Here is a 19,772-nt window from a genome sequence, read left to right as displayed (position 1 = left end):
GCTGTACCACACAACAACATCCCTATGTTTTGCGGCCTGATTTCTTTCACCCTGTATCGAAGCGCCTGTTCTCCAATTCAGGCGCGTAAATTAATTCGACATCGCGTCTTAATGGACAAATTCAGCCCTGGGACCAGATCAAATCACGAACTGATCCAGGAATAAATGAACAGGCATATCGTCAAGTGCTGCGTGGTCCGCGAAACAATCCAGGATTGTTCTGGTTTTCTGAAGTGGAAAGCGCGTCCTCAGGTTCATCAGGAACTTATCCTCAAGCAGGGGAATACTTTCCTCCCGACGCCGGCGATGCCCTATCGGATACTCTACCGCGACTTTTTCTGTGCTGCTGCCGTCCTTGAAAAAAACCTGGATCGCATTGGCGATGGAGCGCTTTTCTGGCTCGAGGTACTCCGATGAGTAGCGCGGATCTTCGACAACCTCCATTTTGGCCCGCACTTCGTCGATGGTCGGGTTTGCTTCGTGAAAACTGTCTTCGTAGTGGTCGGCCGTCAGGCCCCCAAATATCAGAGGCACCGCAACCATGTACTGGAGACAATGATCCCGGTCAGCGGGGTTGGCCAGAGCGCCCTGCTTGGAAATGATCCGAATTGCGGACTCGTGGGTTGTGATAACAACCCTGTCGATTTCCTCAATTCTGTTGCGGACCTCGGGGTGCAAGGTGACAGCTGCCTCAACGGCGGTCTGGGCATGGAATTCCGCGGGGAAAGAAACCTTGAAAAGAACGTTTTCCATCACGTATGACCCGAACTCACGCGGCAACGAGAAGCGGCGCTCGCCCTCCGGCTTGAGCTTCTGATCCTTGTTTGTCTTGCTGAACGACACGTCATAGAAGCCCCATTGAGGCGCCGTAAGCACACCGGGGATTCCCATCTCTCCGCGCATGGCAATGTCTGCAAGACGAACAGCTCTTGAAGTAGCGTCGCCCGCAGCCCAGGATTTACGGGAGCCTGCGTTGGGTGCATGCCGGTAAGTTCTCAGGCTCTGCCCGTCAACCCAGGCGTGGGAAAGCGCAGACAGCAGCTGGTCCCGGTTCGCACCCATCAGTTTCGCGGTCACAGCCGTTGAGGCGACTTTTACGAGCACCACGTGATCGAGGCCGACCCGATTGAAGGAGTTCTCCAGGGCCAGTATCCCCTGTATTTCATGCGCCATGATCATGCTCTCAAGAACAGTGTGCATGGTCAGCGGCATTTGTCCGTTCGAAACACGTTTCTGAGAGAGATGATCTGCCACTGCCAGGATGCCACCCAGATTGTCTGAGGGGTGCCCCCATTCAGCGGCCAGCCAGGTATCGTTGTAGTCCAGCCAACGAACAGCGCAGCCGATGTCCCAGGCAGCTTTGACCGGGTCCAGACGGAACGATGTGCCCGGAACACGGGAACCGTGCGGGACCATTGTCCCCTCCACAAGCGGACCGAGATGTTTTGAACATTCGGGGAAGCGCAACGCCAGCAGGCCACAGCCGATGGTGTCCATCAGACAGTAACGGGCGGTTCGCCAGGCTTCAGCGCTCTCAATGGTGAAGTCCAGCACATAGTCTGCGATCGTCTGGAGGACTTCATCAAAGTCCGGGCGCTCATTCTGGTCGCTGTTGTCGGTCATCATCACACACTCCTTTCCAGCCAGAGTTATCAGGTAAAAGCCTAGTTCACTCTCTATCGGAACGACGGATTTACCGGAACCACGCTTCGTCAGCAGCAATACGTGACCAGCGTCACATTTTTTTACAACCCTTCGTTCTTGCAGACAAAGTAGCCCAACCGCCCCCAATAAACACGCTTGTTTTAGCGCAGTAATTCTAGAACTGGTACTCACCTTGCGTTCGTTTTTAAGAGCAGTAGTAATGCTTTATTAAAGCAGCGTTTCACTATTTAGGGATGCCTAGCTATGAAACACTCTGCCATTACACTGATTCTTTGCAGCTCGGCTTTTGTGACAGGCTTGGCCGCTGCGTCTCCCATCAAGATAGCGGATGTTACGGGGTCTTGGGTAAACGTGACGCCGGGTGCGCCCGTGGTCTCAGGCCTGAACACGGATACAATTAAGTGGGGAAATTCCAACCCTGATTACCAGAGTGGCTATGCTTTCCTTGGCAATGCGGCTCCAGCATTTCATGCCACTGAGGGAGAGGAGTTTTCGCTCGGCGAGTTCATGCATTTCAACCACCCGATTGGCGGTACGCCTTTAACGAGTGCTGAACTCAAGGTTACAGCGATGGTCAATCTCGACGGAGTTTCCCAAATACTGGAATCCATCTTTCAGTTCGACCACTGGGAAACCGTCAACGGACCAGCCGCCGGTGAAACATGCGCCAATGGAGAATCCAGAGAATCTACGATTAATCAATATGGATGCGCCGACCGCGTCACTCTCGCGTTGAACGAGTCGAGTTCTTCCTACTATGCGATTGGCTCGAAAAAGTACTATCTGGATATCACCGGATTCTTCCAAGACGGTGAACTCGCTCACGAACTGTGGACCCAGGAGAGGACCACGAGTACCTCATTGCTTTCGGGCATCATACGGTCCAGTGCCTTGGAAGTGCCTGAGCCATCATCCTTCGCTCTGGTAGCGCTAAGTTTGCTCGGCTTTTTCTCAAGGAAGATGTGGAGAAGAGGTTAGCCTGACTGTTCTGGCTGAAAATGGCCGCAGTGACATCCCTGGAATGGATGCCACCGGGCTATTATTGCACTCTAAAAAGTGTCCTCGGGAACACGCACCCACCCTTCCATGAGTATCCGCGCACTTCGACTCATGATAGCTTTGGTTGCTGTCCATTCGCCGTCCTCTTGCCGCGCCTCAGCGCCCACACGGAGCGTGCCTGAAGGGTGGCCAAAGGTCACATCGGTACGATCGCCTCCACCGGCAGCAAGGTTCACAAGAGTTCCCGGAACGGCTGACGCCGTTGCAATGGCAACTGCAGCTGTGCCCATCATGGCATGGTGGAGTTTGCCCATGGACAAGGCTCTGACCAGGACATCGATCTCACCGGCCCTGATCTGTTTTCCACTGGACGAGATGTAATCCGCGGGCGAACTGACGAAGGCAACCTTGGGCGTGTGCTGCCGATTCGCCGCTTCCTCAATGTTTTCGATCAACCCCATTCGCACGGCACCGTGGGCCCGAATCGTCTCAAACATCGCCAGCGCCTTTGGGTCGCTGTTGATGTCATCCTGCAATTCAGTCCCTGTGTAGCCGATATCCTCGGCGTTCACAAAGATTGTCGGGATACCTGCGTTGATCATCGTAGCCTTGAGTGAACCGACTCCGGGAACCTCGAGTTCGTCAACCACATTGCCAGTCGGGAACATGGCTCCGTCGCCATCGGCGGGGTCCATGAATTCCACCTGAACCTCGGCCGCCGGGAAGGTCACTCCGTCCAGCTCGAAATCACCGGTTTCCTGAACTTCTCCGTTGGTAATTGGTACTTGGGCGACGATGGTTTTCCGGATGTTGGCCTGCCAGATACGGACCTTGCAGAAGCCGTTGTCGGGAATGCGATCTCGCGAAACAAACCCACCGTTGATGGCGAATGCGCCGACCGCGGCGGTCAAGTTGCCGCAATTTCCGCTCCAGTCTACAAACGGCTTGTCGATAGACACCTGCCCGAAAAGGTAGTCCACATCGTGATCAGGCTGGGTAGGGTCAGCCAGGATCACCGTTTTGCTGGTGCTGGAGGTCGCCCCGCCCATACCGTCGATTTGCTTCTGATAGGGGTCCGGGCTGCCAATGACTCTCAGCAGCAGCTGGTCTCTGGCCGTACCCGGAACCCGGGCGGCTTCCGGCAGATCCTGCAGCCGGAAAAACACGCCCTTGCTGGTTCCGCCACGCATATACGTGGCGGGAATTCTGATTTGCGCTGGAAAGCTCATGCGGCGCCCTCCGCCTCCAGGAAGTCCTGAGCGAATCGCTGGAGCACACCCCCGGCGGAGTAGATTGAAACCTCTTCCTCGGTATCGAGCCGGCAGATCACGGGCACATGCTCGGTGCTGCCGTTCTTACGATGAATCACCAGCGTCAGCTCGGCTTTCGGCGAGGCAACGCCCTCGACATCGTAGGTTTCCGTGCCATCCAGTGCCAAAGTCTGGCGAGTCGTGCCTTCCTCGAACTGCAAAGGCATCACACCCATACCCACCAGGTTCGTGCGGTGAATGCGCTCAAAGCCCTCGGCGACGATGGCTTCAACGCCCGCCAGGGCTACGCCTTTGGCAGCCCAGTCGCGGGAAGAACCCTGACCATAATCTGCCCCGGCAATAATAATCAGCGGCTGCTTACGCTCCATGTAGGTTTCAATCGCCTCCCACATGCGCGTTACCTTCCCTTCCGGCTCAACCCGAGCCAGGGAGCCTTGTTTCACATTGCCATTCTCATCCCGGACCATTTCGTTGAACAGCTTGGGATTGGCGAAGGTGGCACGCTGGGCCGTGAGGTGGTCGCCACGGTGCGTTGCGTAGGAATTGAAGTCTTCCTCCGGCAAGCCCATTTTCGCCAGGTATTCACCGGCCGCACTGTTGGCGAGGATGGCGTTCGAGGGCGACAGGTGGTCAGTGGTGATATTGTCCGGCAGAATCGCCAGCGGGCGCATGCCCTTGAGGGTCTTCTCGCCGGCAAGCCCACCCTCCCAGTAGGGAGGACGACGAATGTAGGTGCTCTGGGGGCGCCATTCGTAATTCGGATTGGTGTTCGCCTGGGCATCGCGAGTGATGTCGAACATCGGGATGTAGGTACTGCGGAATTGCTCCGGCTTGACGCTCGCCTTCACAATTGCGTCAATTTCTTCATCGTTCGGCCAGATATCTTTCAGCGTTATCGGGTTACCGTCCTGATCATAGCCCAGCGCATCTTTCTCGATATCAAAACGGATTGTTCCTGCAATCGCATAGGCGACAACCAGCGGCGGAGAAGCCAGGAATGCCTGTTTCGCATAGGGGTGAATCCGCCCGTCAAAGTTCCGGTTACCGGACAGGACCGCTGTAGAGTATAGGTCCCGGTCGATGATTTCCTGCTGGATCTTTGGGTCCAGCGCACCGCTCATGCCGTTGCAGGTCGTACAGGCAAAAGCGACGACGCCAAAACCGAGGTCTTCAAGTTCCGGAAGGAGATTGGCCTCTTCAAGGTACATTTTCACCGTTTTGGATCCCGGTGCCAGCGAGGTCTTCACCCAGGGTTTCCTCGTGAGTCCCAGCTTGTTGGCGTTGCGGGCAATCAGGCCCGCTGCCACCATGTTCCTGGGGTTCGAGGTATTGGTGCAACTGGTGATTGCTGCAATGATCACCGCACCATCGGGCATCTTGCCCTCTTCCTGCTCCCACTCACCGGCAATTCCGCGCTTGGCAAGCTCGGAGGTCGGCAGGTGCGCATGCGGGTTGGAGGGGCCTGCCAAGGTCCGCTCAACTTTGGACAGGTCAAACTTCAATACCCGCTCGTACTCGACCTGTTTCAGGCTGTCAGCCCAGAGCCCTGTGTGCTTGGCGTACGTCTCGACGAGGGCAACCTGATCATCCTCACGCCCGGTCAGTTTCAGATAGTCAATCGTCTGGCCATCGATGTAGAACATGGCCGCAGTCGCACCGTACTCTGGCGTCATATTCGAGATGGTGGCGCGGTCGCCAACCGTGAGGCTGTCTGCACCCTCACCGTAGAACTCCAGGTACGCGCCAACAACCCGCTCTTTACGCAGGAATTCGGTAATAGCGAGCACCATATCGGTACCGGTAATGCCCGGCCGCAGCTTACCCGTCAGTTCCACACCGACGATGTCCGGCAGGCGCATCATCGAGGCACGACCAAGCATCACGCTCTCGGCTTCCAGGCCACCCACACCGACAGAGATGACGCCCAGAGCATCAACCATCGGAGTGTGGCTGTCGGTCCCTACACAGGTATCCGGGAAGGCTACACCGTCACGGGACTGCACCACCGGAGACATCTTCTCCAGATTGATCTGGTGCATGATCCCATTGCCGGGCGGGATCACATCCACATTCTTGAAGGCCGTTTTTGTCCAGTCTATGAAGTGGAAACGGTCATCGTTGCGACGGTCTTCCACCGCACGGTTCTTCTCAAACGCATCCTTTTCAAAACCCGCGTGCTCTACCGCCAGCGAATGGTCGACGATCAACTGGGTTGGAACCACAGGGTTCACTTTAGCGGGATCACCACCTTTCTCAGCGATGGCGTCCCGCAGGCCCGCGAGGTCAACCAGGGCGGTCTGGCCAAGAATGTCGTGACAGACCACACGCGCGGGATACCACGGAAAATCCAGATCGCGCTTACTCTCGATCAGCTGCTTAAGTGAAGCCGTCAGCATCTCCGGATCGCAACGGCGGACCAACTGTTCGGCCAGGATCCGGGAGGTGTATGGAAGCGTGTCATAGGCACCAGGCTGGATGTCTTCCACGGCCTGGCGGGTATCGAAATAGTCCAGGTCGGTGCCCGGGAGTGGCTTACGGTAATCAGTGTTCATCGGCAGAAACTCATGTCAGGTATCGAAGATGTGGGCGGGAACGGGCACTCCCGGGAAAACTCCGGGAGTGCCTCGGCAGGCTTACGGGCGCTCGTCGATGGGCACCCACTTCGAATCCGCGGGACCGGTATACTCGGCACTGGGACGAATGATCCGGTTGTTTTCCCGCTGTTCTTTTACATGGGCAGTCCAGCCCGAAACCCGCGACATAACAAAGATCGGGGTAAACAGCTCGGTTGGAATGCCCATGAAGTGATAGGCCGAGGCGTGGAAGAAGTCGGCGTTACAGAACAGCTTTTTCTCCCGCCACATAACCTCTTCACAACGGAGCGAAACCGGGTAAAGGATGGTATCGCCCACTTCATCCGCCAGCTTTTCGGACCATTTTTTGATAATCGCGTTACGGGGATCCGAGTCCTTGTAGATGGCATGGCCGAAGCCCATGATCTTTTCTTTCCGCTCGAGCATGCCCATCAGGCCCGCTTCTGCTTCATCCGGAGTACTGAACCTCTGGATCAGCTCCATGGCTGCCTCATTCGCTCCGCCATGCAGAGGCCCCCGCAAGGTGCCGATAGCGCCCGTCACACAGCTGTGAATATCGGACAGCGTGGAGGCGCAGACACGGGCCGTGAAGGTGGACGCATTGAACTCGTGCTCCGCGTACAGGATCAGCGACACGTTCATTACTCGCTCATGAAGCTCGCTCGGTTTCTTACCGTGCAGCAGCTCCAGAAAATGGCCACCGATAGAATCAACATCACTGTCAGTCTCAATTCGAACACCTTCGTGCGCAAATCGATACCAGTAGGTAATGATCGACGGGAAAACGGCCAGCATGCGATCGATCTTGTCGTCCTGCTCGCTGAAATCTTTTTCCGTCTCCAGGTTGCCCAACATGGAACAACCGGTGCGCATGACGTCCATGGGGTGCGCATCCCTGGGAATCTGCTCAAGCACAGTCTTCAAGGCAGCCGGAAGGCCTCGGAGACTCTGCAGCTTCTGTTTGTAGGCGTCCAGCTCCTGGCGGTTGGGCAGCTTGCCTCTCAACAGCAGGTAGGCAATTTCCTCAAACTGGGCCTTCTCAGCCAGATCGGCGATTTCATATCCGCGATAGGTCAGTCCTGCACCGGACTGGCCCACCGTACACAAGGCCGTTTGACCCGCTACCTGTCCGCGCAGACCTGCGCCTCCCAGTTTCTTCGCTTCAGCCATTGTTGCTCTCCCTCATCTCAGGATGATCATCAGTCACGTATCGGATTAGTTATTCTTCTGCTGGAAAAGCTGATCCAGCTTCTGCTCGAACTCGTGGTAGTTCAGGAAATCATAAAGCTCCATCCGCGTCTGCATCAGATCGACCACATCTTTCTGATCGCCCTTCTCAAGAATGTTCTGGTAAACAGACAGGGCAGCCTTGTTCATCGCGCGGAAGGCGCTCAGCGGGTACAGAACCATGTCAGCACCGGCATCGCCGAGCTCTGAGCGGTTGTAAAGAGGCGTGGCGCCAAACTCGGTAATGTTCGCCAGAATCGGCACATCCAGCGCGTCCGCGAACGCCTTGTAATGCTCAAGTTCGGTCACCGCCTCCGCGAAAATACCGTCGGCCCCCGCTTCAATACACGCCTTGGCCCGTTCGATGGCTGCGTCCAACCCTTCTTTCTGGAAGGCATCGGTACGGGCCATAATGAAGAAGTCATCATCCTCTCTGGCATCTACAGCGGCCTTGATGCGGTCAACCATTTCTTCCTGCGACACGATTTCCTTATTCGGTCGGTGCCCACAGCGCTTCTGGGCCACCTGATCCTCAATATGGACAGCGGCAGCACCCGCCCGTTCCATCTCACGAATGGTGCGGGCAATGTTGAAGGCCCCACCCCAACCTGTGTCGATATCCACCAGCAGCGGCAGATCGCAGGCCGCAGTAATACGACGAACATCTTCTACAACGTCATTCATGCTGGTCATGCCCAGATCCGGCAGACCATAGGAGGCGTTTGCGACACCGCCGCCCGAAAGGTAGATCGCCTGATGCCCTACTTTCTGCGCCATCATCGCCGCATAAGCGTTGATGGTGCCTACAATCTGCAGGGGCTGGTTTTCTTTCAATGCCTTGCGGAAGCGTGCTCCCGGGGAAAGTTTGGTGGACATGATGCGTACCCTCATCTATCAGATAGTTAAAACGCCTTCCTGAATCTTCTTTTCGATATTTCGGCGAGCGGCGTTGATGTGTCGTTTCATCAAAAATTCGGCGAGTTCACCATCACGCTGGGCAATGGCTTCGACGATACGGCGGTGTTCACCGAGCGCCAGATGGGGGCGCCCGGCGGAGGTGCTTAACCGGTAACGGTACATTCGCACCATGTAATAGAGATCGCCCAGTAACATCTGGGCCAGTTTGGTATTGCGGCTGCCGGTGGCAATGCGGTGATGGAAATCGTAGTCACCCTCTGCCTGGTAATAGGCCTGCCCCTGAGCCTCTTCAATCATGCGTTCGTGAACATCCAGTGTAGCCTGCAGGTCGGAAATCTCCGCATCGGTCATTCTCTCGGCAGCCTGCCGGGCGGCAAGCCCCTCCATCACTTCCCGGATGCGATAGAGCTCAACCAACTCTGCAGCGCTCACGGACACCACTTTCACGCCGGCATGGGGCCGGCGAACCAGAAGCCCTCGGGATTCGAGGCGGCCCAGAGCCTCCCGGAGCGGTCCGCGGGTCAGGTTGAACCGGGTACAAAGCTCGAGCTCTCCGATCTTTTCTCCCGGAGCGAGCTCACCTTTTACGATGGATGTTTGCAGACAATCGAATGCTTCATCCGCACGGGTGTATGTTTTTTCGCTGACCTCTGGCATTTTTGTTAACAATCCGGAATATTTTCCAGAGAAATTACGCCGAAAAGCCCATATTGTCAACAATGCACTTCAGCACAGTGCAGTTATTGTCAACATTCAAGCTGCCGATCAGTACAGTTCTCTTTCCTTGGGTGGCGGCGGTGAATACTGATACACCCACGTCTCGGTCAGTACTTCGTCACCCAACTTCAGCACCACTGTCAGATCAATGGGGTCAGTCGAATTATCCGGTACAAGATCGAACATCGCTCGATAGCCGTTGAGCGAAGCCAGGGGCCTCGCCGACGAGATTTCGACAGAGCCGCGACTCACCGTTATCACCGGTTCCACCTGCGCGTCCCCGGATAGCATCTCCAACATGCCACCGGCAAAATCGATAACGAACCGCCACGAAAAGTACTCTCTCGGTTGACCTACAACGCCACCCAGCCCTGTCCGGGTTGCTCGGGTTGTTGCCAGTCTGGCTTCGCCAAGCGGCGCTGTATCGCCCCAGGTGAGACGATAGGAGAACAGATACTCCTGCCCCGGAGACAGGACTGTTTCCGGATTCCAGTAGGCCACTATGTTGTCGAACGTTTCATCAACAGTTGGAATTTCTACGAGGTCGACGCTGCCCGCGCCCCAGCCATCCAGAGGTTCCACCCAGAGACCGGGGCGTCGATCATAGAAAACCCCGTCGTCCTGGTAATGATCGAAGTCTCGGTCGCGCTGCAAAAGCCCGAAGCCTTTCGGATGCTGATCGAGGAAACTGTTGTAGCGGAGACTCCCGGGATTCACGATCGGTCGCCAGATCCACTGATCTGCCCCGGTGTGCATGAGCAGGCCATCTGAATCATGGATTTCCGGTCGCCAGTCATAGTCCATCCGGCGACTGTTCTCGCCGACCTGATACATGCTGGTCAGTGGTGCAATGCCGAGCCTGTCGATTTCTTTCCTGGGATACAGCGCCACCTCAACGTCCATCACAAATCTGGCGCCGGGATCCAATACAAACGCGTAGGCACCGGTGACGCTTGGCGAATCCAGCAAAGCCCAGACCCGGAGTGCCTTTGCTCCGGGCGCTGGCCGTTCGAGCCAATACTCTGCAAAACGTGGAAATTCCTCACCGTCGGGCCCCGCCGTGTTGATGGCCAGTCCCCGAGCGGACATACCGTACTGGATCTCTTTTCCCACAGCGCGGAAATAGCTCGCACCCAGAAAGGCGGCAAGATCCAGCTCAAAATTGGTGTGATAATGAATACGAAAACCCGCGAACCCCAGGTCCCGGGGAAGTTTTCCCAACGGCTGTTCGCCTTCGTACTTGAAATAATCCGGGTGGTACTCCAGCGGCCAGGCCATACCCTCCTGCACCTCATGGATGCGAACGGGGGTCTGGAAATACAGGCCGAGATGAAAGAGTTGCACCCGGAATGGCAGAGATTGACCGGCCCACAACGCGCGATCAGGGCGAAAACTGATTGCCTGATAATCATCCCAGGACAAGGCCTTCAGCGAGTCGGGCAATTCGCCCTCATGGGATTCATAAGATTGCTCGGACAAATACCTGGCCCTGCCTTTCAGCCACTCGTAGCTGAACGTTTTCGGACCCTCTGACGGACTCTCGCTCTCTGCAGCCCACAACCAGCCGGACGGGAAATAGTAGCTACCCGCACCGACTGCAACCCACCTGAGCAGTGAACGCCTGTCCATGCTTCCTCCTTCTCATTTGTAGACGTCGGCATCTCTGGCCGAGCCGTCTACCTTCTCCAGAATGCGCCGATGAACACATTGCCCCCAATAAGTCCCTACTGATGCTTTCCATGCTTCCCTGTGAAGATAATCCAGCGCCCACCTGTCTCTTGCGATGCGTGCAACCTTTGCGTTCGACAAATAGACAGGGCCGTGTTGCAGGCAACTCTCCACATCACTGGCCCAATGCTGCTGACGGGCAGCGGCTGTATGAACACGAGCGAACGCCTGATGCAGGCGATTGACATGTGGAATCAGAATCGCCTGCTGGAAAGGTGTGAGGGTTTGGGAAGGCCTGCTCAACAACCGGTACTCCAAGGCACGTTCAAGCACGGGAGGTGGCTGGAATTCCTCGGGTATCATCAACAAGCGCCTCTCCAGCAACCCTATCCCCAGCGCCTGGCGACTCAGCAGGACGGAAGTCGGCGCCGACAGAATCAGCGGTACCGCGACCGGAAGCGACCAGAAAAAAAACAGTGTATCCAGCTGCCAGGCAAACAGTGCCCAACCACTTCCAACCAGCATGGCCGGCAGTTGATTCCAGAATCCCTCTCGCCAGGTTATCTCCTCGGTCCGGTTCTGACCGGCCCATTTAAGGGAAACGTTAAAGAGCGCCGCAATGACAAACCGACTGTGAGCCAACATTCGAACGGGCGCCAGCAAGACAGACACCAGACTTTCAAGCAGAACACTCTTCAGCAACTTTATATAGCCACCAAACCCGGCGGAAGTGCGCTGGACCACTGAATCGAAAATGGCCAGGAACTTCGGGAAGAACAACAGCATCAAGGTACTCAGGGCCAGCCCCAACGCCCACTCGGGCCGCCACTCCGGCCATAGTGGGAACAGGCCCTGATACCCTTCAGGGAAGTAGTCAATGGGCGCAAGCGTCATCTGCGCCGCCGAGATCGTCACCGCGATGAGGAACAGCAGCCACAGCGGGGATGCCAGATAGGCCATAACTCCATTGAGAAAAGCCATCCGGTGCGCGAACCGCAGACCTGGCTCCCGAAGCATGACCCAAAGATGCTGAAGATTGCCCTTTGCCCATCGGTTATCTCGAGCCAGCTCATCTCCCAGTGTTGGCGGCGATTCCTCAAAGCTTCCACCCAGCTGCGGCTCCAGCCAGACTTCGTAGCCGGCACGACCCATGTAGGCCGCCTCGACAAAGTCGTGACTCATGATGGCGCCGCTGAAGAGTCCTCGTCCAGGGAGTTTTCGCAACCCGCAGTGCTTCATGAAAGGCTCAACCCGAAGTATCGCGTTATGGCCCCAGAACGCCGCGTCACCCATCTGTACGGCGGCCAGGCCGGTGGCAAACAGTGGAGAATAGAAACGGTTAGCAAACTGCTGAATCCTTGCAAACAGCGATTTTCCATTGATGATGTTGGGGTTGGTTTGCAGGATCCCGACCTGGGGCTCCAGCTCCATAAGCTGCACCATCTGGCAGACCGTCTGGCCGCTCAGCAGGCTATCGGCGTCGAGGACAACCATATATTTGTGGCGGCGTCCCCACCGTCGGAGGAAATCTGCCACATTTCCGCTCTTGAAATTCAGATTGACCGCTCTGCGCCGGTAGAAGATCCGGCCCTCCGCACCAAGCTCGGTCACGAGATCGTACCAGGCCGCCCGCTCTTCCAGCCAAACATCCGGGGATCGGCTATCAGAAAGGATATAAAACTCGAAGTGGTCGAGTTTCCCCTGGCCGGCAAGGTCTTCATAGACCGCTTTCAGGCCTTTGAAGGTCCAGTCGACGGGTTCGTGATAGATGGGGAGCAGAATCGCGGTTGTCGCCAGCGGCGCTGACTCAAGCTCTGCCTTTGAATGCCGCTTGACCAGCGAATAGGAATCGCCTCCGAAGGACCGGATAAAGAATCCCCAGACGGCGATCCAGAAGCCAATCGCAATCCAGATGTAAAGCACAGCGAAAAGAACGATCAGGGCTTTTTCAACGATCGTGCCGCCGTGGTACGGCAATATCCAGAGCAGGTAATAGGTGGCTATGGCGGTCTGGCCGAACACCAGAAATATCATCAGGCTCCGGCGAAAGATTGCAACACCACGCCAACCGGATTGCCTAGCCTTTCCCATCGTCAACTCCGGGCGGATTGTAGCCAATACTGCCCCGTTTCAGGGGCGGACAGATCTCAGGCACGGCAAGAGTGGGTAACGAAAAATACTCGGGAATCATATCTATTACACGATCCCGGACACTGGTCTGGGAATCGTCTGCCTGAGACGCCAGAACCGCCTTCTCCAGAAGCTGTAGCAGCCTGCAGCATTGGTCTCCGGTCATCTCGACACCGGATTCCACGAGGTAGAGGAAGGCCCGGTTGAAGACGTCCTGAAGGTCAATATCGCGCATTCGAAACGTTGCTCCCGGGGTTGCTCACTCGGACTGACGCATCAGGTTATTGTCACTGCCCAGCTCGTAAATCCAGGTCTCGGTCATTGGGGCGCCATCAAGGCTGAGGAAGGCCCTCAGGGACAACACCTTGCCAGGCTCAGGACGCGCCAATATCGAAAGGCGCCACATGTCCTTTGCTTCTACAAACTGGACAAAATGCTCCAGAATCTCGACACCCTCCCCACCGGAAACATTACTCACCACGGGTGCGTCGCGGGAAAGCCCTGACAACTCCTCACTCTCAAAATCAACGACAAACCGGTAGGCGTTGGGATTGTCATCAGAGGGTTCACTGCTACCGAAGAAGGTCGGGATGGCGCGCCCGGTTTTCTGACCGCTGATATCGGGGCCACCAAAACTCACCCGGTAATTGAAGTCCAACGTCTCCCCGGCGCGAAATGTGGAATCGGGTTTCCAGAACGCCACGATGTTGTCGTTCGACTCCTCCTCGGTGGGCAGTTCGACCAGCACCACATTGCCGGTCCCCCAACCATCGCCGCTTTCAACCCAGGCACTTGGCCTGACGTCATACCGGTACCCAACATCTTCATAGGATTCAAACTGTTGGTCCCTTTGCATCAACCCAAAGCCTTCCAGATCTCCGACCTGGTGGTAACTCATCCTCAGTTTTTTCGGGTTCAGCAGCGGGCGCCAAAGCCACTCCCCGGTTTCAACGTCGTGAACAAGGAGGCCATCCGAGTCGTGAACTTCGGGGCGCCATTGCCCCAAGGGTTTCAACGAGTTCTCGCCGTAGAAAAACATTGACGTCAAAGGCGCGAGGCCCAGTTGCTCAATATCCTCCCTGAAAAACAGCTTGGCCGTGACATCCACCCGGGTGGAGGAGCCTGGCTGGATGACAAATCGGTAGGCGCCGGTAATCGAGGCTCCATCAAGCAGCGCGAACACCACCATTGAGTCATCGCCAGTTGCAGGTTGTTGGAGCCAGAACTCAGTGAACGACGGGAACTGCTCACCTGAGGCCAAGCCGGTGTTAATGGCGATGCCCCGTGCCGATATTCCCAGACGCTGATTTTCGCCCATTCCCCGAAAGTAACTGGCGCCACCAAATACCAGGAACTGTTCTCTCACATCAGAGCCAGAGAACGGGTAGGTGACTTTGAATCCCGCATACCCCAGGTCGGCTGGAATACGGTTCATCAAGTCCTTGTCAGGATACGTAAACGCTTCCCGGCGAAATGGAATGGGGTGCTCGTTTCCCTCCTTCACCTCATTAAGGCGCACAGGGTGAGCGTAAAAGCTGCCGGGCGCCATCATCGTCACCCGGAACTTTGCCCCGGACTCACGCCAAAGGGCTGCGTTCGGATCAAACTGAATGGATCGATGTTGGGACGGGCTGAGTTCCCGGAGAAAATCCGGCACTTCTTGAGGCGCCTCAAATTCCGCCCCAGCAAGCGCCTCAGCTTTCTGCTCAACATCGTTAAAATCGAAGCCGTAAACGAGGCGAGGCAACGTCATAACAAATGCCAAGCAAAGTATGACTCGATACTTCCTGGTATCTGCCACGATCCTGCCCTCTTCCTTGCGTGCTTCCGATGGATCACCTATCAACATAGGCAAATCTAGCCACAAGTGGCAACTCGAAAGTAGAGGAAACGGAGGTTACATGTCGACGAAAATGGAAAAAGACAGATCTGGGTGGCTCGGAAGAGTCAACTCAGGGTCCGAAACCGCGAGCATCTTACCCACACTTAATGCGGCGTAAAAATCCCGGGAATCGAGTTTGAGGGAAACTTCGCCCACGCTCGCGCCGCCCTCTTGCAGGCCGTCAGGCTCATTACCCGGGGTCCAACCACGGAGCATCGCCATCTGGACAGAGGACTGAGTGCCGGGGAACACAGGAATCCGGAATTTTGGACTTCCCGCTTCAAGCCGCAGCCATCCGCCTTCTGCGGCGTATTTGGCTTGGCCGCTGTAACCCATGGCCAAGGACGATCCTGCAATCTGGATCTGCTCGGCTGAGGGCAGATCCTTACCTGCAAATTGGTACTGACCGCCCAATCCGAGGCTCCAGTCATGAATATCCCGATGGATCGATGCCGACAGCGCAATTTTCCGGAACTGATCTTCCGTGTAGTTGTGACTCGATGTGTTGGTGACGTCCCGGGTTTCAACACCGCCGAACGCTCTAAGACTTGTGGAGGACCGCAATCCCGCCAACAACTCGTGATCTTCCCGCACCTCGAGTCCGAGTTTCGAAATCTGGTACTGGGTTTCCTCCGCCCAGCCCGTCGCATTTGCCATGCTCGAAGTGCCGGAGGCATGGTTCAACAGGCTGTTCAGGGAAAACCCGCGCCAGGAAACCAGTGGCCGGCTCCCCTTGATCCTGAAAACATCGTGTTCGCTCTGGGAGTCGAACCGGTTGCCTTCGCCAACGCTCACTCCCGTCCAATCGCTGTTCTCGAACTCCATACCGATATCAAAGTTCGACACCGAAAGCCCGTAATTGAACACCAGAGAGCTGGACTCAAGATTTTCACGTCGGGAGACAGTGTCCTGATAATTGAGCCCGATCCGCTGCTTTGACCAGCCCAGGTCATCGCTTGCAAGGCCAACTCTGCCGTACGTCCGTTCGTCGTCGTGATTGGAGGAGCCGGTGACCTGAACTTTCGACGCCACGTATCTGGCAACTGATGGCAGCAGTTCACCCGGGTAGCCACCTGCAGGCCCGCTTGCGCCTTCATAGCCCGATGCGGCGCCAATATTGATGAGTGAAATGCACAAAATCAGTGCAAAAAAACGGGTAACTCGCACTCGTGATCCTTCGGGAGGTGACCAAAATATGAACAGCACTTTATCTGCCCAACGGCGTTCAACACCAGCCAGATTGACCAAAAATTACATCTTTTAATATGCGGCAATACATGCCCTTATAATTGCATTTGAAAGTTGTTTGCGAAGTGTTGCACAGTGTAACCAAAGCCCGATCCTGAAACATTCCGGTTACACTTCCTTACACCAAGGCCGCAAACCTCCATTTCGACGGACAACTTCGTTAAACTCGGCACAGTTTGTGATTAGGCTAAAGCGACACGCTTGGAAGATTCCCATTCAGGGGCAGTGATTGCTCAACAAAGGACGAACCCAATGATCAAAAAATGTCTGTTCCCCGTTGCCGGATACGGCACCCGCTTTCTTCCCGCCACCAAGGCCATGCCGAAGGAAATCCTCCCGGTCGTTAACAAGCCGCTGGTGCAATACGGTGTGGAAGAAGCTGCCGAGGCCGGGATCCATGAATTTGGTTTTGTAACCGGGCGCGGCAAACGGGCTATCGAGGATCATTTTGATATCAGCTATGAGCTGGAGCATCAGATCGCAGGCTCGGGCAAGGAAGACCTACTCGCGTCCATTCGCGACCTGATCGATAACAACACCTTTGCATTTACCCGCCAGAACGAGATGAAAGGCCTCGGCCATGCGATTCTGACAGGTCGCAACCTGGTCGGAGACAACCCTTTCGCGGTGGTTCTGGCGGACGACTTCTGCCTGGGCCCTGATGGTGAGGATGGCGTGCTGGCTCAGATGGTCAAGCTTTACAACCAGTTCCGCTGCTCCATTGTTGCCATCGAAGAGGTGCCGGAAGACGAGACCCACAAATACGGCGTCATAGCTGGCGACTCCATGAAGGATGGCCTGTACCGGATTACCGACATGGTTGAGAAACCGGCACCTGAAGACGCGCCCAGCAACCTTGCGATTATCGGCCGATACATACTGACCCCGGACATCTTCGAAATCATCGAACGAACACCGGCCGGCAAGAACGGCGAAGTTCAGATCACCGATGCACTTCTGGAACAGGCCAAAAATGGCTGTGTGCTCGCTTACCAGTTCAAGGGCCGCCGCTTCGACTGCGGCAGTATCGATGGCTTTGTTGAAGCGACCAACTATGTTTACGAAAACATCTACAAGAAGGAAAACTGAGAGGTAGGCGGCTTTGGCTAGCCACCGAGGATCTGAAGAATCATGCGCCGGTTCTCCGTGGACGTATTGCGGAACCGGCGCAGCAGTTCCACTTCCTCCTCCGACAGTTGAACGCGGTTGATTTCCTGCTCCAGTTGTTTGATCGCGACCGAGAGATCGTCACTGTTGCTGAAGGCCAGGCCTGGTAACTCGAGCTGGCCGCCATCGCCAGGCTCGTCCAGATCAAGAAGGTTTTCCAGGGGAGTTTCAGTACGCATGCAGAAATCAAGCAGTTCGGTCACGCTGGGGTAACTGCGCTGCCTCGCATCGGTTGCCTCCCAGCTTCTGACGCGGGTCTCCTCCACACCGCACATCTGGGCTACATCCCACCGCGAGAGGCGACCGTCCTCACGAATCTGTCGCAAGCGACGATTGAACGTTTGCAGGTACCGCATAACTGGTTGCCTCTACCCTCTGCAGGGGCCAGTGTGTCTGAGCCCAGAAAAGATCCGAATCTCACCGAAAAGTGAATCAAACTGGAAATGTAACGTACATATAGCTTTGCACACAATCTACCTTTATTGAATCCGATGGCGACGGAACAGGATGTATATGGCTGCACAACCTCTGGATGTCGAGACCGCCTGGCAACTGGTGCTGCAAGCCGTCAATCGCAGCGATGTGACACTGGGCTTGCCTGAAAGCAGCGAGGCTGCGGTAAGGCTCAATGGCCAGGGTGCATGGCATTTGCTGCATCCTGCGACGCCCCAGGCAAAAGACGTTCTTTCCCTCTTTCTGCCCTTGTGCAAGCCACTGGCACCCGGCACACCCTCACGCGTGGTCGGACAACTCGGGCAGAGCCTCGATGGTCGAATCGCGACGGTCACTGGGCGCTCACGGTTTATTAACGGTTCAGACGGCATTACTCATTTGCACCGTATCCGTGCTGTATCGGATGCGGTGATCGTCGGCGCCGGAACCGCGATGACGGATAACCCGCGGTTGACCGTCCGACGCACCCAGGGCCCCAATCCGGTTCGCGTCGTCATCGACCGGCATCGCCGCGTTCCGGACGGCCACCACCTGTTCACCGATGACGAAGCGCCAACACTGAGGTTGGTGGCCGGACGGTACAAGCCGAGAGCCCAGGCAACATTGTGCGAAGGCGTGACAGAAGTGCCCTGTCTCGGTGATGACCGAGACCGGGAGACGGTCAATCCGACGATTATTATCCAGGTACTGGCAGACTTCGGACTTCGCAAGATTTTTGTCGAAGGCGGCGGCGTCACCGTCTCAGCATTCCTGCGTGCGGGGCTGCTTGACCGGCTTCATGTCATGGTGGCCCCGATGATCATCGGCAGCGGCAGGCCCGCCTTTTCCCTTCCTGAGATTGACCTGCTGGAGGATGCGCTGCGTCCACGGTCCCGACTGGTTAATCTGGGCAGTGATATGCTCTTTGATCTCGATTTTTCCTGACCTGCCCGTCGACCAGGAATCCAGCGTTTCGCATCCGTGCGACCAGAACCAGCAGCCCCGGCAGGGTGGACAGGAAAACCAGCCCGCCATAACCGACGCTCAACGCCAGGCCCTGCTCCGGAGGCAATCCCGCCATCGGCCACAGTAACGCAGCAGCACCTTCCCGAACCCCCCAGCCAGAGACGGTGACGGGGATAACCATGCTTAACAGCAAAAGGCTGCACAACGCCGTCATCAGCAACAGGGAATTCAAACTGTCGAGGTAGCCCGCGCCATGGGCCAGAATCAGAAAAACTCCCAGATAGCTGGCAAGGACGAGAAGGGATGTTCCCATCTGAACCGGGAATGCCGGCCACCCCAGAAGCGTGCGACCGATGTCTTTCCGAAGTCGCCTCAGATACCGCTCAGGGCCATCGTCCGGACGAATGACAAATCGCCCCAGACAGAGAAGGAGGGTAGCCAGCCCGGTACCCCCCCACACCCACCACTGAGACTGGATGGGAAACATGCCCGCCTGCGACAACCAGGCCACAGCGATCAACACTACGAGGCCCAGCACCAGCTGGCCTGACAAACGCTCGATGGCGACACCATGAATCGCGAACAGCGGCCGCCCACTGGCCTTGCCGTGTTGCCATGCCCGATTCACATCCCCCAGTACCCCACCCGGTAATACCTGGTTCAGGAAACTGGCCAGGTAATACTCACGCACAGCCACAGGATACGACAAAGGCGTTTTCAGAAGCCGTGAGGTGTACCACCAGCGCCATGCCGACAACAGCACCTGAAACACCGTCAAAACCAATGCCGGCAGCAGGAGGTCGACCGGCAACTGCGACAGTTCCTGCCACAGCGTCTCGCGATCCACAGACACGAGCACAGCAGCAAGCAGACATGATGCCATGCCCC

General features: G+C 56.4%; 16 protein-coding genes. 3 read left to right on the top strand and 13 right to left on the bottom strand.

What is annotated here, in order from left to right:
* Positions 1–138 precede the first annotated feature (138 nt).
* Positions 139–1,623, bottom strand: coding sequence for a bifunctional 2-methylcitrate dehydratase/aconitate hydratase (locus tag QQF73_RS08495; protein ID WP_285368288.1), 1,485 nt, complete (start codon positions 1,621–1,623; stop codon positions 139–141).
* A 285-nt stretch (positions 1,624–1,908) separates the two neighbouring features.
* On the opposite strand from QQF73_RS08495, the gene QQF73_RS08490 reads away from it, so the two are divergent.
* The gene (locus QQF73_RS08490) at positions 1,909–2,643 is read left to right on the top strand and encodes a THxN family PEP-CTERM protein (RefSeq protein WP_219865883.1); all 735 of its coding nucleotides are present in this window, start codon (positions 1,909–1,911) and stop codon (positions 2,641–2,643) included.
* Between the two features lie 71 nt (positions 2,644–2,714).
* Here the strand turns inward: QQF73_RS08490 and prpF are convergent, their stop codons facing one another.
* From prpF to QQF73_RS08440, 10 genes are all read right to left on the bottom strand, one after another.
* On the bottom strand, positions 2,715–3,893 hold the full coding sequence (gene prpF, locus QQF73_RS08485; RefSeq protein ID WP_219865884.1) for a 2-methylaconitate cis-trans isomerase PrpF: 1,179 nt from the start codon (positions 3,891–3,893) through the stop codon (positions 2,715–2,717).
* Positions 3,890–6,487: a Fe/S-dependent 2-methylisocitrate dehydratase AcnD gene (acnD, locus tag QQF73_RS08480; protein ID WP_219865885.1), complete on the bottom strand. Its 2,598-nt coding sequence runs from the start codon at positions 6,485–6,487 to the stop codon at positions 3,890–3,892. The genes prpF and acnD overlap by 4 nt, the downstream gene beginning before the upstream one ends.
* Before the next feature lie 81 nt (positions 6,488–6,568).
* Positions 6,569–7,699 carry a bifunctional 2-methylcitrate synthase/citrate synthase gene (gene prpC, locus QQF73_RS08475; protein ID WP_285367858.1) on the bottom strand — a complete coding sequence of 377 codons (1,131 nt, stop codon included), beginning with the start codon at positions 7,697–7,699 and terminating at the stop codon, positions 6,569–6,571.
* Between the two features lie 45 nt (positions 7,700–7,744).
* A complete protein-coding gene (gene prpB, locus QQF73_RS08470; protein ID WP_219865887.1) occupies positions 7,745–8,632 on the bottom strand; it encodes a methylisocitrate lyase in 888 nt (295 codons plus the stop codon).
* Positions 8,633–8,650: 18 nt separating this feature from the next.
* The gene (locus QQF73_RS08465; RefSeq protein ID WP_219865888.1) at positions 8,651–9,331 is read right to left on the bottom strand and encodes a GntR family transcriptional regulator; all 681 of its coding nucleotides are present in this window, start codon (positions 9,329–9,331) and stop codon (positions 8,651–8,653) included.
* Positions 9,332–9,439: 108 nt separating this feature from the next.
* Positions 9,440–11,020, bottom strand: a complete 1,581-nt coding sequence (locus QQF73_RS08460; protein WP_219865889.1) for an OpgD/OpgG family glucan biosynthesis protein — start codon at positions 11,018–11,020, stop codon at positions 9,440–9,442.
* Between the two features lie 12 nt (positions 11,021–11,032).
* Complete coding sequence (mdoH, locus tag QQF73_RS08455) at positions 11,033–13,150, bottom strand: glucans biosynthesis glucosyltransferase MdoH (protein ID WP_285367856.1); 2,118 nt, start codon at positions 13,148–13,150, stop codon at positions 11,033–11,035.
* On the bottom strand, positions 13,137–13,424 hold the full coding sequence (locus QQF73_RS08450) for a hypothetical protein (protein ID WP_219865891.1): 288 nt from the start codon (positions 13,422–13,424) through the stop codon (positions 13,137–13,139). Before QQF73_RS08450 ends, mdoH begins: the two co-directional genes overlap by 14 nt.
* A gap of 24 nt (positions 13,425–13,448) precedes the next feature.
* On the bottom strand, positions 13,449–14,942 hold the full coding sequence (locus tag QQF73_RS08445; protein ID WP_285367855.1) for a glucan biosynthesis protein G: 1,494 nt from the start codon (positions 14,940–14,942) through the stop codon (positions 13,449–13,451).
* A 144-nt stretch (positions 14,943–15,086) separates the two neighbouring features.
* Positions 15,087–16,238 carry a ShlB/FhaC/HecB family hemolysin secretion/activation protein gene (locus QQF73_RS08440; protein WP_285367854.1) on the bottom strand — a complete coding sequence of 384 codons (1,152 nt, stop codon included), beginning with the start codon at positions 16,236–16,238 and terminating at the stop codon, positions 15,087–15,089.
* A 333-nt stretch (positions 16,239–16,571) separates the two neighbouring features.
* On the opposite strand from QQF73_RS08440, the gene galU reads away from it, so the two are divergent.
* Positions 16,572–17,408 (top strand): UTP--glucose-1-phosphate uridylyltransferase GalU, encoded by an 837-nt coding sequence (gene galU, locus QQF73_RS08435; protein ID WP_219865894.1) that lies wholly within the window; start codon positions 16,572–16,574, stop codon positions 17,406–17,408.
* Between the two features lie 17 nt (positions 17,409–17,425).
* On the opposite strand, the gene QQF73_RS08430 is transcribed toward galU, so the two are convergent.
* Positions 17,426–17,842: a helix-turn-helix transcriptional regulator gene (locus tag QQF73_RS08430; RefSeq protein ID WP_219865895.1), complete on the bottom strand. Its 417-nt coding sequence runs from the start codon at positions 17,840–17,842 to the stop codon at positions 17,426–17,428.
* Between the two features lie 157 nt (positions 17,843–17,999).
* On the opposite strand from QQF73_RS08430, the gene QQF73_RS08425 reads away from it, so the two are divergent.
* Positions 18,000–18,863, top strand: coding sequence for a RibD family protein (locus QQF73_RS08425; RefSeq protein ID WP_219865896.1), 864 nt, complete (start codon positions 18,000–18,002; stop codon positions 18,861–18,863).
* Here QQF73_RS08425 and QQF73_RS08420 read toward each other — a convergent pair.
* Positions 18,820–19,767 (bottom strand): lysylphosphatidylglycerol synthase transmembrane domain-containing protein, encoded by a 948-nt coding sequence (locus QQF73_RS08420; RefSeq protein WP_285367853.1) that lies wholly within the window; start codon positions 19,765–19,767, stop codon positions 18,820–18,822. The two genes, QQF73_RS08425 and QQF73_RS08420, sit on opposite strands and share 44 nt — an antisense overlap.
* Positions 19,768–19,772: the final 5 nt, after the last annotated feature.

Source organism: Marinobacter albus, from assembly GCF_030238305.1.
In the GTDB taxonomy this organism is placed as follows: domain Bacteria; phylum Pseudomonadota; class Gammaproteobacteria; order Pseudomonadales; family Oleiphilaceae; genus Marinobacter; species Marinobacter albus.
The sequence above is the reverse complement of the archived record's forward strand: the minus strand, read 5'-3'. Positions and strand labels throughout refer to the sequence as shown.